The sequence below is a fragment of the Waltera acetigignens genome, from assembly GCF_025567015.1.
In the GTDB taxonomy this organism is placed as follows: domain Bacteria; phylum Bacillota; class Clostridia; order Lachnospirales; family Lachnospiraceae; genus Acetatifactor; species Acetatifactor acetigignens.
Genome location: NZ_JAOQJO010000002.1, coordinates 98,958 through 116,096 on the forward strand (window position 1 = coordinate 98,958; position 17,139 = coordinate 116,096).

The 17,139-nt window shown below is 49.3% G+C and carries 14 protein-coding genes; all 14 read right to left on the minus strand.

From position 1 onward, the window contains the following. Positions 1-2 precede the first annotated feature (2 nt). The 14 genes from OCV96_RS03125 to OCV96_RS03190 all read right to left on the minus strand — a co-directional run bounded on the left by OCV96_RS03125 (position 3) and on the right by OCV96_RS03190 (position 17,076). Positions 3-1,559, minus strand: coding sequence for a glucosyltransferase domain-containing protein (locus OCV96_RS03125; protein ID WP_118537918.1), 1,557 nt, complete (start codon positions 1,557-1,559; stop codon positions 3-5). Positions 1,560-1,566: 7 nt separating this feature from the next. Then, a complete protein-coding gene (locus tag OCV96_RS03130) occupies positions 1,567-2,415 on the minus strand; it encodes an SGNH/GDSL hydrolase family protein (RefSeq protein ID WP_022312219.1) in 849 nt (282 codons plus the stop codon). Positions 2,416-2,435: 20 nt separating this feature from the next. Then, on the minus strand, positions 2,436-3,485 hold the full coding sequence (pseG, locus tag OCV96_RS03135; RefSeq protein WP_262593469.1) for a UDP-2,4-diacetamido-2,4,6-trideoxy-beta-L-altropyranose hydrolase: 1,050 nt from the start codon (positions 3,483-3,485) through the stop codon (positions 2,436-2,438). 9 nt (positions 3,486-3,494) lie between these two features. After that, the gene (gene pseI / locus OCV96_RS03140; protein WP_022312221.1) at positions 3,495-4,568 is read right to left on the minus strand and encodes a pseudaminic acid synthase; all 1,074 of its coding nucleotides are present in this window, start codon (positions 4,566-4,568) and stop codon (positions 3,495-3,497) included. Between the two features lie 12 nt (positions 4,569-4,580). Continuing rightward, entirely contained in the window at positions 4,581-5,126 is a 546-nt protein-coding gene (locus tag OCV96_RS03145) for a GNAT family N-acetyltransferase (protein ID WP_262593470.1), read from the minus strand. Beyond that, positions 5,123-5,344: an acyl carrier protein gene (locus OCV96_RS03150; protein ID WP_022312223.1), complete on the minus strand. Its 222-nt coding sequence runs from the start codon at positions 5,342-5,344 to the stop codon at positions 5,123-5,125. Before OCV96_RS03150 ends, OCV96_RS03145 begins: the two co-directional genes overlap by 4 nt. A gap of 84 nt (positions 5,345-5,428) precedes the next feature. Then, positions 5,429-7,078, minus strand: coding sequence for an HAD-IIIC family phosphatase (locus tag OCV96_RS03155; protein WP_262593471.1), 1,650 nt, complete (start codon positions 7,076-7,078; stop codon positions 5,429-5,431). Positions 7,079-7,098: 20 nt separating this feature from the next. Continuing rightward, entirely contained in the window at positions 7,099-7,791 is a 693-nt protein-coding gene (gene pseF, locus OCV96_RS03160; protein WP_022312225.1) for a pseudaminic acid cytidylyltransferase, read from the minus strand. A gap of 39 nt (positions 7,792-7,830) precedes the next feature. Continuing rightward, positions 7,831-8,862: a glycosyltransferase family 2 protein gene (locus OCV96_RS03165; RefSeq protein WP_262593472.1), complete on the minus strand. Its 1,032-nt coding sequence runs from the start codon at positions 8,860-8,862 to the stop codon at positions 7,831-7,833. Positions 8,863-8,867: 5 nt separating this feature from the next. After that, positions 8,868-10,622, minus strand: a complete 1,755-nt coding sequence (locus tag OCV96_RS03170) for an ABC transporter ATP-binding protein (protein WP_118731088.1) — start codon at positions 10,620-10,622, stop codon at positions 8,868-8,870. Positions 10,623-10,637: 15 nt separating this feature from the next. After that, on the minus strand, positions 10,638-11,723 hold the full coding sequence (locus OCV96_RS03175) for a glycosyltransferase family 52 (protein WP_022312305.1): 1,086 nt from the start codon (positions 11,721-11,723) through the stop codon (positions 10,638-10,640). 340 nt (positions 11,724-12,063) lie between these two features. Next, positions 12,064-13,821 carry a DUF6044 family protein gene (locus tag OCV96_RS03180; RefSeq protein WP_262593473.1) on the minus strand — a complete coding sequence of 586 codons (1,758 nt, stop codon included), beginning with the start codon at positions 13,819-13,821 and terminating at the stop codon, positions 12,064-12,066. Next, positions 13,808-15,550, minus strand: a complete 1,743-nt coding sequence (locus OCV96_RS03185) for a glucosyltransferase domain-containing protein (RefSeq protein WP_262593474.1) — start codon at positions 15,548-15,550, stop codon at positions 13,808-13,810. Before OCV96_RS03185 ends, OCV96_RS03180 begins: the two co-directional genes overlap by 14 nt. Before the next feature lie 32 nt (positions 15,551-15,582). Further along, positions 15,583-17,076 carry a glycosyltransferase family 39 protein gene (locus OCV96_RS03190; protein ID WP_262593475.1) on the minus strand — a complete coding sequence of 498 codons (1,494 nt, stop codon included), beginning with the start codon at positions 17,074-17,076 and terminating at the stop codon, positions 15,583-15,585. Positions 17,077-17,139: the final 63 nt, after the last annotated feature.

Sequence of the window (17,139 nt, forward strand, 5' to 3'; positions counted from 1 at the left end):
CTCTAATCCCTTCCGCAGTTCTCGGTCTTGACATACAGGATTCCATCCACAACCCTGGTGGAATTCGCTCCCGGAAAAGTATCCATGTCAATGTATTCCTGCGTCATATAAATCTCACCCACAGTATCCGGATCCAGAAAATTCAGGGTTGCGCCCAGATAGTTCTGCATAAATGCCTGATAATCCGCTCCCTTATAGATCAGATAGTCTCCGCTGAGACCGATCATACCGTCCGTGACTTTTCCGGTAATATCCGTAGTGGGGAATTCATCATACCCGATGACACCCACCAATGCAATGGGAATTCCCTGATAGTACCCTTCCGTCTGCTCGATCCTGTCCAGCAGACGTACACAGTACGCATAGGTCTTCTCGTATTTTTTCTCCAGATTGGAATATCCGATATTATCCGATACTCCATAATTGAATACCAGGATTCCAGCCGCCAGTAATGCCACCCACTGGATCCCGATATCTGTTTTCCCGTCCTCCGACGCATATCTGTCCACAAATGCCAACATCAGGATCAGATATAATACCCACTGATACCGCATCAGCAAATGATAGGTCAGATTCGGAGAAATCACCAGAATCACATTGGTCAAAAGCGGAAGTCCCGCCGCCAACAGAATTATTATAACGAAAAATGCCGGATTCTTCCACCATTTTCTTCGCAGCATGCTTCTCACCAGCAGATAAGCCACCAGAAGCACCAGTGCCGCACAGGCCGTAAAAGAGAAAATATTGTTCACCAGCACATTTCCATGCACCGTAAATGCCAGAAAATCAACATACATTCCCCGGATCGTTGCAAACAGCCCCAGACCGGAACCTCCCTGCTCCATGGAATTGATCCCCTGATAGGTATCCAGCACCTTTCCCTGTAATTTCAACAGAATCTGCAGGATTACGTAATACAATGCGGCTCCGGCAACTCCCATGCCCAAGTAACGAAGTACATAGAACGCTTTCGTCTTCCAGCCCTTCTCTTCCATAAAAAAGAGCAGGATCACATATACGCACAGCAGAATGGCAAAGGGCAGATATGCCTGATAGATCCCCATACTGAACGCAAGACATACCGCCCCGGCCAGCCAGCCTTTTTTCTGTTTTTTCGTAAAAAGCACTGCCAGAATTGCGAGGAACAGTGCCATCATATAGCCATCCATGGTAAACACATAGGCAAAAGTGGATGCCAGTGCCGGAAAAGAAACCAGCAATCCGCTCACTGCCATGATTACCAACGGGTCTGCAAGTTCCAGCAGTTCCGTCAATGCCACCGCCGTCAGCGCCAGCCAGAGCAGACCGATCAGACCAATGATCCACGGAATGGTAAAATACGAAGAAAAGCCGCATGCCACAGACAGAAACCACCGTCCGGAAGTGATCATATTCTGATCAAAATACATACTGCTCAGGCCGTCATGATTCGGAATATCCGAAAGCATCACCGGCAGATGGATCAGAATCCCCAGTACAAACGCTGAGAGAAAGGCGATCTTCCATGTATTTTTTATTTTTGTTCTGCTAGATTGAAAAAAATCCCACGGGGTCTTCATCCGTCTGTCACTCCTTATTTAATCTTTCCGCGATCGTCTGTGCGATCTTCTCTCTGCCGGCCTCATTGGGATGCAGGCCGTCATCGGTATAGAGATACAGATCATCCCAGGTGTCATGTGGATAATAGTCATGATAGATGTCTATGACTTCTACATTCAAAGCCTCACACAGCCCGATCTCCGCATTGACATAATCCTCCAGCACACCACCGCCCAGATCATATTCCTCACAGGTCAGTTCCGGATCCGTATACCAGGTATAGGGCGGGGTGATGAAGATAATGCGCAGCTCCGGATAGGCTTCCCGCAACTCCTTCACAATACTGCGGATAGCTCCACAGTAGGTATATTCATCATACGGATCTGCCGTGGATTCGATGGGAGTGCCGGAGTGATAATCATTCAGTCCGGAACCGATAAACAGGATCTTCACCTGGTCAAAATCGATCTGTCCCAGATCTCCCAAAGTATCCTCAAAATAATCCGTGGCTGCTTCTCGGATGTGCACGGTCCTCTGGACACCGAAATCCTTCACCACAAAGGAACGTACCAGTCCGGCCGCAGAAATGGAATCCTTGGTATATCCCAGCCTTCTCTCCGCATCCGCTCTGCCAAGAACCGTTCCTCCCAGCCCACCGTTGTAGCATTTTAAACCTGTCTTCTCCTGAAGCTTCGCTGCGATGGATGTCTCATCACGGCACAGACCATATACACTGTCTCCCAGAAACACTACATCATAAGGAATCCTCTGATATTCCCGGTCCCCCGGAAAAAACAGTACCAAAAGCAGCACGAACAAAACAGCTGCTGTCACACTATATAAAATTTTTTTCTTCCAGCTGCCGTTTTTCTTCATAAACCTCAGATATTATCCTTCTATTCTTCTATTCCCGCCGTCTGCAGGATCTCTGCGATCCGGGCAGCTCCCTGCCCGTCGATCAGGGTTCTCTCCGCTTCATAGGTTCTCTGCCGCAGTTCCCTGTTCTCACAGACATTCCGGCACCAGCTGCCGATGGCTTTCCTTGTCTCTTCCGGTGTGTAATGCCATTTTCCGGCATATCCGGCAATTTCCTGCTTTCCCAGCCATTCCGTCAGCCCTTCCTGGTTCTCTGCGTAAGAAAAACAGACAAAAGGCACTCCCAGAACTGACAATTCATAGATTGTCGTTCCACCGGCAGTCACCGCCAGCTGACAGGCCGTCATCAGTCCCGCCATGTCTTTCACATCGCAATGCAGAACCACGTTGTTTTGCTCCGATGCATATTGCTCCAATTTTTCCCGGTTCGGATTAAACCTTCCCACCACCAGATGATACCTTATATTTTTTCCCGCCAGACTGTGCTCACACAGTTCCCGCAGGATTTCTCCCGCAATGTTGTCTTTGTCTCCGCCACCGGTGGTGATCAGGATATCCGTTACATCATCCTGCAAAATATACTGTGCTGCCGCCTCACAGAACTGCTGCCGCACCGGCACATAAGCAGCTCCGAGATACTGTCCAGTACTGCTTCCATACAGTTCCCGATACTTTTCCCGGGAAGCAAACAGATTGTAATTGATCACACCGTCCACCGGAAATGCATGCTGCTGCATATCATCCAGCAGATACACCCTGCCAAACCGGTGCAATGCCTGCAAATAAGCATCCGTCACCGCATAGCTGTCCACCAGAAAAACATGCCCGCTTCCACGGATCAGTCCTTCCAGCGCCGAAAGCTCTCCTTCCAGGTCGGCAGGATCCGTCCCAAGGATTTTCACCGGCATGTTCCAGCTCTGCAACAGTTCCGCAGATGCCTGCTCCGCGCACAAAAAGCAGAGTTCTTCCGGATGCTCTATTCTTTTTTGTAATTCCTGTGCCACCGTGAGGCAACGCATCAGATGCCCTGCCCCCGTAACAGCACTGCCGTCCGCACGAAAATAATACATTTCCGCTCCTTACTGCTGTTCCTTCTCTGTGAAATCCACAAGAGACCAGTCCATAGGGGTTCCCAGCCTGGCATCTCTGGTGATCCGTTTGCCCAACAGTTCCTCATAATATCTGGTATGCAGTCCGCAGGAAGGTCTCACAGACCGCAGATTCTCCGGAGTAAACACATCCCCGGCCTTCATATCCTGTGCCACGAACAGGGAACGGGAATGTTCTCTGCTCTTTTTCTGCTTCGGTGTCAGATCGTAGGTCACCTTTCCTACTGCTTTCTCGATCATGCGGATGTGATCCACCATCTCTTTGAATTCTTCCGGTTCCATGGAGAATGCCGCATCCGCACCGCCGTCTGCTCTGCGCAGTGTCAGATGTTTCTCCACCACCTTGGCTCCCAGCGCCACGCCGGCACCGGCCACGGCACAGCCCATGGTATGATCAGAAAGACCTACCACACAGTCAAAGACTTCCTTCATGGAAGGAATCGTCTTCAGATTAATATCCTCATAGGGTGCCGGATAAGCGGAGGTACATTTCAACAGGATCACATTCTCGTTGCCCTCTTCCTTACAGGTACGCAGTGCCAGCTCGATATCCGCCAGATAGGCAATTCCGGTAGACATGATAATCGGCTTGCCGGTACGGGCGATCTTGCGGATGAAAGGAATGTCGTTAATCTCGAAGGATGCCACCTTGTATACCGGTACCTCCATCTCTTCCAGAAAATCAATGCTGGTCAGATCAAAGGGAGAAGAAAAGAATACCAGTCCCATCTCCTCTGCGATCTTTTTCAGCTTTGGCTGCCACTCCCAGGGAGTATAGGCGGTCTCATACAACTTGTGCAGTGTGGTTCCGTCCCAGATGGTTCCCTGTGTGATCTGGAAGCAGGGATCATCACAGTCCAGTGTGATGGTATCCGGGGTGTAAGTCTGTATTTTAATGGCATCCGCACCGGCATCCTTTGCCGCCTGCATGATAGCCACTGCTCTGTCAAAATCCATCAGATGATTCGCAGACATCTCTGCAATTACAAAAGTGGGAGAATCTTCACTGATTTTATGATTCCCGATCATGATCTCTTTGTTCATAATAGTGCCTCCTTAAGGAAATACAATATGTTCGTACTTCTTGCTGTCCCGGATCTCTTTCCAGTGTTCCGCTGTCATGCGCATATATGTCACGTCATAAGCAGCTCCGTTTTTCACCACGTGGGCTTTTTTCTCTTCCACGACTTCACAACCGCAGATCTTATGGAGCTGGATGACTCCCTGATTCAGGGTGAATACATCACTGTATACCGCATTTTTCCCAAGATCCAGAAACGCATGGTCATACATACTCATCTCCAGCGCCAGTGCCGTCTGGATGCTGCGCAGTTTTTTCTCGCCCACGTAATAGGCCCATCCCAGATCTCCTGTGGGATTCGTCAGCCCTGTGTAATTGATGACGCCGGCTGCTGTGCCGTGGATCTCAATGATCCAGTAGCTCACATCCGGATCCTGCTGCACTTTGGCAAACCATTTCTTCTGCCCTTCCAGAGTCAGCTTCGGATCCGTATTCATATAGCGGGTAATCTCCGGATCCATGCGCCAGCGCATGATCTGTTCCAGGTCTCCCTCTGTCACTTTTCTTAATGTAACACTCATTCGCAGCCCGCCTTTTCCAACAGTTCACGCATTCCTTTTAAATCAATGGCTTCGTCTAAGGGAATGCTGACACCAAGCTCTTCCTCCAACTGTCCGATGATCATGACATGCGCCAGGGAATCCCACTGCTCCACATCTTCGATCATGGTATCCTCGGTGATGGTTCCCGCCGGAACCTTTAATACATCTTCAATCAGCTTTATGATCTTCTCTTTCATATGGTTATCCTCTGCTTATCCTCATTTTTTCTAACATTTACCTCTGTCCGGTCTTCCGTCCGGCAGCCGTCACCCAGCCCCAGGTCAATCGTATAAAGTCTCCTTCAGCCAGTAGGCCCTCTCCGGTCTCTCTGCCAGTGTGATCTCATAGCAGGTACCGCCCTCCTGTGTACTTTCCGTCCTGTGGTAACCCAGCTTTTCATACAGAGTTTCCACCGGCTTATTCTTGGCTGTCGGGATATATCTGCCGCGGAGTCCGGTATATCCTTCCTCCTGCATCTGCTCCTCGATACGGTCGATCACCGCATTCTCGATATTCCTTCCCATGACACGGCAGCTCATGACCAGATCCGTGATCTCCGGCAGTTCTCCGTCAGTATCCACGATGGCTGCTGCCACGATTCCGTTGTCTCCAAATGCATCCGTCACCTGATACAGAAATACTCTCTTTCCGGCATCTTCCACGATCTGCTGCATCTGCTCTCTGGTGTAGCGTCTGGTGGTCAGGTTGAACTGGTTTGTTTTATTCAAAAGCTGTGTCAGCCGGTCCAAATGTTCCTTCGGATCCACCGGGATCAGACAGATCTCCAGCTTTTTCACATAGTCTTCAAAGCTCACCGCCTGCTCTGCCATGGCATTTCTGCCAGCATTGGCCCGGTACTGTGCGGTCTTCTCCCGGTCCTCTTTCGTGATCACTGCCCGGGCAAAATATTCTTCATAAATCTTTGCCATGCAGGGCGCCAGTTCCTCCGGTCTTGCCGGGAAATCGGGCACAGTCACCTCCGGCAGCATCTGCCGTACCATTTCCCGTTCCGCTTCGCTGTCATCAAAAAAGACAAAGGAATCCGTTCCCAGATTCAGTTCTTCCGCCATCTTACGGATATTGTCCGGCTTCGGGTCCCAGTTGATCCTGCGGGCTGCGAAATCTTCCGGCCCAAGCAGCATATGGGGATGATGTTCCAAGATCTCCATGGCATCCTCTTCATTATTTTTGGATGCTATGGCTAACAGCACACCCTGTTCCTGCATCAGCTTTATGACCCGTTGCAGATTTTTATAAGCAAGACCGCTGTGGTCTTCCGACAAAAGCACCGGTGTGTGATCCGTCTCTCCGGCCAGACCGCCCCACAGGGTATTGTCCAGATCCAGGACCAGCACCTTTTTAGGGGTGCGTTCCTCCAGTTCCGCCTGCTGTACTATTTTTTCCGCCAGAAGAGACTGAGTCTCCATCCCCAGCAATACTTTGCCCATATACCACATTTTCAGGGAAAACGCCTTCTCCTCGCCCTGATGCTCTATGATCCGGCGATAGGGGAATATCCTCACATTCGCATGCTTCACCGCAAGCTTTTGCAATTCCATACTCCACAGGCTCTCCAGCTGCTGTTTGCGTTCCGGATCCGCCAGCACAGCCAGTTCCACCGCCCACAGATATGCATCGGAGACATAGAACACACCATGCTCCGACAGACAGCCTTCCAGCGTCTGAAACCAGTTTCCGATCCGCTCTTTTGCTGTCTGCGGATCATAGTCATGTTCCAGCAGTTCTGCCAGATCCATGATCAGAAAGGTAATGTCCGGCTGAAACGCATGATAAGAGGAAGCCGGGTTCAGCAAAGCTCCCAGTTCATTTCCATAGCCTTCCGCATCGTAGACTTCCGCCTGTTTCTGTAACATACGGATCACCATATTCATATTTACATTGGACAATACTGCCAGTCTGCCTGTTGCCATAGTCTCAGATTCCTCCGGGATTATTTTTCCTCCGTCATCAGACGGTATTTCATCTCTGCGATCTTCCAGTCTGTCAGATTATCGATATCCTGCACTTCCAGTTCCGATACGATCAGGGGCAGAATATTTCCCACCATCAGCTTCTTATTCACTGCAAAGCGGTCCGTACGGAAGACATAGAACTGTCCCACATCATGATAATGGGGCTGCAGGTCCTGGGATCTGCTGTCCAGATATTCGGGATATTTAAATACCAACCGTTCCTGCTCCACTACCATGGCCCGCTGGGGCGGGTAGGAAAAGCTGACCACCGGAATCAGGGTGTCCGCATCGCTTGCTTCCAGCTGTTCTACCGCTGCTTTCAGTTTTTCCGCTGTCACAAAAGGCGCTGTGGGATAGATGCAGCATGCCACATCAAAATGCATGTCACGCTTCTCATATTCCGCCAACACTTCCGCCAGCACATCATTGGTGGTGGCAAAGTCTCCAGAAGTCGCCTCACTGCGGAAAAACGGCACCTCTGCACCGTACTTTTTCGCAATCTCCGCAATCTCCGTATCGTCCGTGGATACCATCACATGGTCAAAAAGTCTGCTGGACAATGCCGCCTCGATGGAATATGCCAGAATCGGTTTTCCACAAAAATCTCTGATATTTTTCTTCGGGATCCGCTTGCTCCCACCTCTGGCGGTGATAATCGCTAATCTGCTCATTTTCCTAACCTCATCTTTCTCATGCCCCATGGCCGCCCTTCAGGCCCGTAGCTTCCATACAAACTGCCGGATCCTGTAATAGAGATAAAAACAAAGATCGCTCTTTTTCTGCATGGCGATGAATTTGCGTTCCTCCGGCCCGGTATATTCCAGATAATATTTGTTCCTGTCGAACTCCGGAAAATGTCGTTCTGTCCCCTCCCGTAGTTCTTTTACAAAAGACAGCTTCGGCTTCTCCACTCCCGACAGATAGGAGAATAAAGTGATCACATAATACAGCTCCGTAAAACGGTATTCGATCTGCTCCCGGTATTCCGCAAGGAACCCTCTGTTCTCGCATTCCGTGTACAAAAGCTCTGCTGCTTTCATGCGGTCACGGCATTTTTCCTCCGTGATGTGATGTACCGTGGACACCGCATGCTGGTAATAATAATACAGCGGTTCCTCCACTCTCTCAAAACGTCGAAAGTACAGGCTCCACAAGGGGCCTGCACAGTTGTCTTCGTAGAAAATATGCTCCGGAAAATCCAGATGATTCTCCCGGATCACACTATGTTTGTAAATTTTCAGCACCATACTGCCGGGACGCATGAACAGTCTCTCATGCTTTTCCTTCGTCAGATCCCCGGTCTGATCCGGTGTATTGTTGACGATGACCTTCCCGACCTCAAAGGTATGATGATCCACCAGACTGTAATCGCAGCCCACCAGATCCGCTCCGGCCTCTTCCGCTTTTTTCAGAAGCTTCTCGTAATAGTCCGGTGACACCCAGTCATCACTGTCGATGAAACCGATCCATTCCCCCTGCGCCACCCGCAGTCCGGCATTTTTGGCACCGCCCTGTCTTAAATTCACAGGGTTCGGAATGACACAGACCAGCTCCGGATAACGCTTCTGATAATCCAGCAGGATCTCCAGAGAATCGTCTGTAGAAGCATCATCCACGCAGAGGATCTCATAATCGTACAGTCCCCGGATGGTCTGTCCCACCAGGCTGTCCAGACAATAATTCAGTTTTCCCTCCGTCGCCATATTATAGACGGGCACGATGATGCTCAGTTTTTTACTCATAGGCGTTACAGATTTCCCCGTTCTATTTTTGCTCTGCCGTCTTCTACCCGATAGACAATGTCACATTTTTCAATGGTCTGCAATCTGTGGGCGATAATGATCAAGGTCTTGCGGCCGTGCAGTCGGTTGATAGACTCCATGATGGCTGCTTCCGTATCATTATCCAGTGCGGAAGTGGCCTCATCCAGGATCAGTACCTCCGGATCATTATACAGCGCTCTGGCGATACCGATACGCTGTCTCTGTCCTCCGGAGAGGCGGATACCCCGCTCGCCGATGCCAGTCTCCAGACCTTCCGGCAGAGTCTTGATAAATTCATCCAGCTGTGCCTCTTTCAATACTTCCCACAGTCTGTCCTCATCAATCTTGTCCTCCGGCACACCGAAGGCTACATTTTTACGGATGGTGTCATCCAGCATGAAGATCATCTGGGGGATGTAGCCGATATTCTTCAGCCATTTCCGGTAATTGCCCGGTTCCTTTACATCCACGCTGTCTGCATAGATATGTCCCGTACTGGGCTCCAGCAGTCCCAACAGAATATCCACCACGGTACTCTTGCCCGCGCCGGAAGTACCCACGATACCTACCGATGCACCCACCGGGATCTTCAGATCCGCATGGTCGAAGATCAGACGCTCCGTATTGGGATAGGCATAAGTAATATCTTTCATCTCGATGCTTTCTTTTACATCCAGCTTTTCATCTTCATCGGTAGCAAAGGACATGTCGATATTCTGTCCGTTGATCTCATCCTGTAAATTATCGCTGACACCCATGAAGAAAGGTTCAAAATAGGCGATGGAATTGATCTGGTTGTTGATACGGTTCACGCAGGGCAACAGTACCAGTGCCGCTGCCGCCAGAGTTCCGAACACTGTCAGCATATTTTCTGTAGGCACACCGGTGGCCACCAGAAAGATCATGTATCCTACCATAGTGGCAACGCAGGCTGTCTCGATCAGCAGCTTCGGCACCTGATTGTACAGGCTGTAACGCTGTACGGCATCCACGTAGCCTTTTCCGCATTTGCGGTACTCGGATACGAAATACTGCTCCTTGCCGGAAATCTTTACTTCCTTGATACCCTGTACCGTCTGGGAGATCCATTTGAACAGACTGCTGTAATAGTCCTGATTGTCCTTACCTGCCTTGTACATGATGGGCTTCAGCACTCTCTTGATCAGCCACATCAACAGAAGCAATACCACCGCCATCAGGATCGTCATGGTACCGCTGGAAATAAAGCAGTAGCTGATGACAAACAGGGAAACCACGCTGTCGGATAACAGCTGTAACAGTGCCAGGATCAGTGCATACATATTGTTGACATCGGAAGTGATACTGCGCTGTACCACAGCGGTATCCGCATTCAGATAAAATTCATAACCTCTGCGCAGGTAATTACGCATCATGCGCTCGGAAGTGCGGAACTGGTTCGTATAGACAAAGGATAAAGTCAGCTTCTGCTGTACATAAGTAAACAGGTTCTTCACCACAAATACCAGAATCAGCAGCACCATGACAATAATGGAGAACGTACGATAGCTCTCCACACCCATGATCTCATAGCAGGCTTCCGCCACCCGGCTGTGTTGTACCGCTTCGGGATCAATGACGATCTGCATGACCTCCACCAGCATTCCCACACCGGCAGTCTGCAAAAAGGCACTGATCACCATGAGGATAATGAGTCCCACCATGGTTCTTTTCTGTTTTTTGTCCAACAGGACACGTAATTTCTTGATGATCTGTATCATTGACGGTCTCCAAACTTATATCTGTTCATTCTGCCTGTGGATCAGTGGATCCTCATAGGCATCCATAAAATCAGGTCCGAGGCGTACCGCTTCATCCGCAAAAGGAAGTCCCTTTACCTCCGTAAATATGGTTACCACCTTTTTAAAACGCAGATTCGGGAAAAAGTTCAGCATCTCCATGGGCATGGATGCATCGAACTGGGGATATTCCGCAAAAAGCTTCTGGTAATCCAGCAGGTCTCTGGGATGGGGCTTTAAAAATATGGTGCCCTCTTTTTCATACATCTTGATAATATCCCGGAAGATCTGTTCTCTCACATCCAGTGCACATACCGGATCCGTGAGGATCAATATTTTATCTCCCACCTTATTGCTCTCTTCGATCTGGTGTTCCAGTTCGTCTTTATTTCTCACGAATGCCTGCAGGAGCAGTTGCTTATCCTCCGCTGTCAGCCGGTCTTCCAGCGGCTTTCTGGGAAGTTCGATATACCGGGGACAGGGATAGCGGATGGCGGAAATGTCATTTACTTCCATATCCATGCAGTATTTTCCGTAGCCGTTCTGAACAAAGATCAGGTTCAGATACATGGACAGGAATGCCTTGATCTTAAAATGTCCACGGTTGTCATATCGCGCCGCGTCAAAGTTCTTGAGACAGTTCAGGCCGTCTTCCACGGCATGATAGCGGATATGGTTCTGATTCAGGTAGTAGCCGATGGGATCGGAATCGCAGTAGACATAAATGTCCTTGTAAGTCCGAAGATCTACCGGCACATAAGAAGCCTCGAGTCTGGCGTACTCCTTCGTAAAGCGGATCCGGTTCTTCAGATTCCCCAGAAAGCTTCCGGTGTCCTCCCGGTATTTTTCCAGTTCCGGGAAGAAATCTTCACGCTTCTCATCAAATTCCAGTACCTCTTCGAACAGTCCCGTGCTCTCCACCCGGGATTTCAGGTTCTCGAAATTATTGGACATTTTGGACAGCACTAAAGTAGCAGCCCCTGCTTTCTTCGCAGGATCTGCCTCCGCCCTTAATTTCAGTTCTTTTAAAAAAGTCACATATACATGATAGTATGTGTGACAGATATAGATTCTGTCTTTCATATATAATCTCTATTATTGCTTATTGCCGTATAATTTAGTAACTATTCACTCCCCATCCGCAGAATCGCTGCAATACGGATTCCATGAATAGTTACACTATAGCACACTTTTCTCTTCCAGTAAAAAATCTTATGAAATTTTAAGAAAGTTGGGGCAACAGTTCAGCCATAGAATGACAGAATTGGTGCCTGGGTGCTTGCACACAAGGCAACGATTCTGTCATTCTATGAGCGGAACGCAAGGTCAATGAAATAAAAGATGAGCCGCGATGCGGCGCCGGCTGCGAAGCAGACGCTTTTATGAATTGGCCTTGCGCTGAACTGTTGCAACGGCTGCACCTTTACAATCTATACACCCAGATCCCCCAGTAAGAGTCTTCTGTTTCAAAGTATCCCACAAGTTCCATGCCCATCCTGTCGGCATCGCCGATCTCAGCTCCGGAGAACAGGTACTCACATCCCAGCTCCCGCAATGCCTCCATGTCAAATTCCAGGCCTTCATAGACCAGTGTGTTTCCCTTTTGCAGGCGCATGTAATTGCCGGTAATGCTGTTGAACAGATAACAGCGGTTCCCCCATGTATCAAAGTATACCCGCACTTCTTCGTTTTTCTCAATCTCCGGTGCAATAACTTCCCGGAATCTGTGCTTGTACTCCAGAGGATAATTGTTGGAATATCCGTCCACCGTATAAAAACCATGCATCAGTGCCGGTGCGGGACTGACTCCCAGATGTGCCACACGATAGGTGCTCTTGTCCCGGCCAATCGCATCATCGATCTCCTGCATCAGATCCTCTGAAAACCAGCTTTCCCAGGAGATATATCCCGTGATTCCGGATCCGTTATTGATCTGGTTCACATTGAGATACATTCCGGAATTCACTTTCAACAGCTGAAGCGTCGGCAACAGACATACTGCCAGGATCACCAGTTTTCCCGGCAGCATCCTGCTGTCGGTATGCGGCACTTTCGTTCTCCACAATACCGCTGCCGCCAGTGCGAACTCCAGATACCAGTCCGCAGGATACAGCCAATAGAACCGGTGGATCTGAAAATAGTGTAAAAATCCCGTGACGCTGTTTTTGAAATCAACGACCACCGTCATATGACAAAATGCATAAAACAATGCGATGCCGATCAGGAATAAAAAGTTGATAACAGCCGCCTTGTATATCATTCTGTCCGTTTCTTCCTTTTTGCAAAATGCTCCCAGAAGCAGGAATATGACAATCGGCAGGATCAGATATTTATGTAAGGACGGTGCGTGTTGTGCGCTGTTCCGGAAGATGCTCCAAAAAGTCTCAAAAAAGGGAGTCGCAGAAGACACCATCTCTTCCCGGTGGCTGACATAACTGCTGTCTCCTACCAGAATCTCCAGGATCAGTGACCAGTTGACAATGACATAAGTCACCAGCAACTCTGCAAATCCAAGAACCGGCCATTTATTCTTTCTTTTCTGAAAGAAAGCAACAAGGAGTGCCAAAAGCCACAATCCCAGCACCACATAACCGGTATACACCAGGTGGCTGGTCAGGCCGAACAGTAACGTACACATCAATGCGGGAAGGATTCTTTTCCGTTTCCACAGACACAGAAAGGCATATGCCACCAAAGGAATGCCGAATTCCGAAAGACCGTAGACCGGATATAAGGGCAGCACACAGAAACATGCCCCGGCTATCACCGCCAGAATACTGCTCTCCGTGCTCTCCTTTACCAACAGATACATTCCCAGAAACGCCAGCACAAAGCAGATCATATATTGTGTAAGAAACGCCACCCTGGCAGAAAACAGACAATACAGCGGCAGGAATAAAATGGCCGATGGCTGCATACCGCTGGCATTGACTCCGCCCAGCATCTCCGGATATACCGTACTGCCGTCCCATAAATGTCTGGCGGGAAGCATATAGTTCATAATGCTTTCATCCAGCTGATCGTTGATCTCAAAGATGCAGCCATCCCCAAGAATAAAATAGGGGAAAAAAAATACAACCACGATCAAAATTCCGGTCCACCAGAGAGGAATCCTGTCCAGCCACAAGAGGAACCGGTTGATCTGTTTGCCTATTGCAGGTTTTTCATCAGAAGTGAACAATAATATAGTCCCCCTTATCTACAATATAACCCTCCTGCGGATATTCCGGCAGATCCAGAGACTCTTCTTCCGCTGCCGCATAAAGACTGATGTCCTCCAGAGCCACCAGCTGATGCCCGTGCATTTCAAAAAATTTCACCAACTCCGCATCAGAATCAAAGGCATAGCGTCCCCAGTCGATAACAGACAGTGCCGGTGTCTGTGCCACCCACACTCCTCTGGATCCACGATTGTATTTATCCAGCAGATCCGGGTCCACCAGATCCGCCAATCGTTTCATCTTATAATAAACAGGGCTGCTGTAGCTCACATAGGCACCCTGAACTATGCTATAGGGAATATCATAATTTCCCGTGAAGATCACCGGTTTTGAAGTATCAAAGTCCCGTTCCAGATCCATTGCAATCTGATCCACGGTCTTCACTGCCGCATCATATTTTTTCTTGTCAATATAGAACCATCTGGTCATATCCATACACTGGTTCCAGAGGATCACCGCCAGCACCAGAACTGCAAGTGCCCTCACACCAGCAGAGATTTTTCTGCCAGCCGTATTCTTCGCTTTTGGGGCCAAAGTTCCCGTCAGCTGCCAGATCCCATACACAAAAAGCAGCGCTCCGTATCCACAGAAGACCGGCAGGAACTGTGCCGAACGGTACAATGTGGCTTTTCCTTCAATGAACAGAAGAGAAAACGCTGCCAAATAAGCGGCAGGCAACAACAGAAGTGCCCACAGATCTCTGCCGCGGATCACCCGCACCAGCGTCACCACAAGGATCGCAGCCGCTGATAATATAAAAATCCGGATCGGCAGATACGCATAGGCAAACACACCATACAGCACAAAGGTCCTCTTGAGGATCATGGCAAGCTCCCCGAAAGCCCCCGGCTGCAGCATCCAGCCCAGCATTTCCGTCACGGAACGCTGTACCGCCTCTCCCCGCAGATATTCCAGGTGAAATGCTTTCGTCACTACCACGATCATCACACTACGCAGCACAATGGCCACAAGCGCCGCCACCGCACCGGCCACCAGTGTGGCAAATATGTCCTTCTCCTGACGTCCCTGTGCGATCCGCTCCGTCAGCAGCAAGAGCATCAGCCCCGCCAGCCACAGGATCATAAAGGACTCGTAACATCCCATGGCGATCCATAAAAAGACTGCCGCCGTCAGGATCTTAGCCACTGCCAGGCATCCCAGTTTCTGCCGGATACCGGATCCTTTTTGCATTTTCCGGGTACTGCTCTGCCATTCCCTGACACAGCACAGGCTGATGCCACAGCACAGGTAGCCAATGGCGATACCGTTATGCAGGAAATAAGTAAAGACTTCACTGATCAGGGGACTGGAGAGAAAGACAGCACCGAAGAAAGCATAGCCTGCCGTCGGAACCTTCTCTCCCAATACAGAATAAAACAATGCAGACCAGACGACTGCTGCCAGCACCAGTATCACAACTGCCGCAAAATCCGTCACGAAGGGAACAAACTCTGCCAGCGATACCACCTTATTCAGCAAAAACAGAACCCACCGCCCCACAATGGCGATCAGTCCTTCTTCAAAATAATATAAGGATGGCGTATCATCGATGCCGATGGTTGCATTGGTCACCTTATAGCCGTAGGCACACACCGCTGTCAGTAACAGGATCCCCATATACAGGCGGTTCTGCTGGAAGTGTTTCCCGTAGCTCTTCCATTTCTGCATCACTTTTTCCATGCTTTTCATCCATTCCTTTTTCTTATTCGTCCATTACTGTGCTACTCTTCCTCCAGCTTCTCCAGGCGGAAGATTGCAAAATCATAATACATATAATGAAATTCCAATACCTGTTCATAGCTGTACTCATCTTCCATTTCATTGGGGTAGCCCCCCTGGAAGCAGATATACCACAGATTATCATAAGTGTCCAGCTGACTGTAACTGCTCAGTGCTTCCGTATTCACAAAAGGAAGACTGTACAGCTTATATGCGATCGTGTAGTAATGCAGTTCAGGATGATACACATTCAAAAAGATCGTATGCGTATACGGTCCGATGATCGCATCATTCTCCGTCATGTATTCCTCCACGAAATTCTCGTAGGTTGCCAGACCGTCATCATATTCCAGCCTGATCTCGGAGGTATACTGTAACAGGAAGCAGAGACCTGCCGTTCCCAGAAGGCCTGCAGCCCATATTTTCCTGCTTTTGCCTTTTGTGTTCTCCGTGATCTGTGCAAATCCCACGGCATACCACAGCATGACAAAACCCATGCCCGGGAACGCATAACGGCCCATAAAACAGTTATTGACCGTAGCGGAGATCACGCCTCCCACGATACCCGTCAGGGCAAATGTGCTAAACGCGATGGCCGGTGCAATGTTATGATTCTGTCTCACCCAGTCCACGGCTCCGTAACTGAGTACCAGACATAATGCCATTCCCAACAGTACGACAATGCCGATGGGAGTCTCCACCGCTGAAAACCATTCCTTACAATAATCCATCACGGAATACAGCGTTGCCAGTTCCGCAGTGGAACCGTCATCATAGCGCATCCGCAGGACAAATTGCCGGATCGTCACCGCCAGCCAGGGAGAAAACACCAACGCCACCGTAAATCCGGAGATAAAATACCCCTTGATCAGCTCCTTCTTATGGCAGATCAGGATCACCGCGAAAAACAGCAGATAGAATAAAAACGTCTGGATCAGTGCAAAGGTATGACAATATACCGTGCCGATACTGGCGATGCAGAATACGATCCATTTTTTCCGGGCCGGTTCTCTGAAAATGTCATAGGCAGACAGTCCCGTCAACGTCAGAAAGAACAGGGCCACCGCATACATTCTCACATTTCCCGCCTGTACACTGAAGATCGGCATCAGCAGGGAAAACAGCATAAAATACACCGAAATCTTACGATCAAACAATTTTGCCACATAATATTTTCCCAGCAGCATATATCCCAGCATGAACAGCACGGACATCAGCTTCAGTGCCCAGAAATGGGTTCCTCCCCCACACAGATGATAGAAGCTTTTTAACAGCACATAGTAAAACGGTGAGTGATCATCCGTGGCTGTAATATAGATCAGCCGCTTCCAGGGCAGGGATACCATGGATGCCGAATAAGCCTCATCATACCAGAGGCTGTTGGTAATGCAGAAGGCTCCCCAGAGAAGCAATGCCGCCACCGGCAGTCCATGCCACAGCAGTGCCCACATATTGTTCTCTGTGAAATTATGCTGTTTTCTTCTCTGTGTCTCCATTACGTCTATAGTTCCTTCCCGTTCTGTCTTTTTTCACATATCAGATTTCAAAATCTTTTTCCA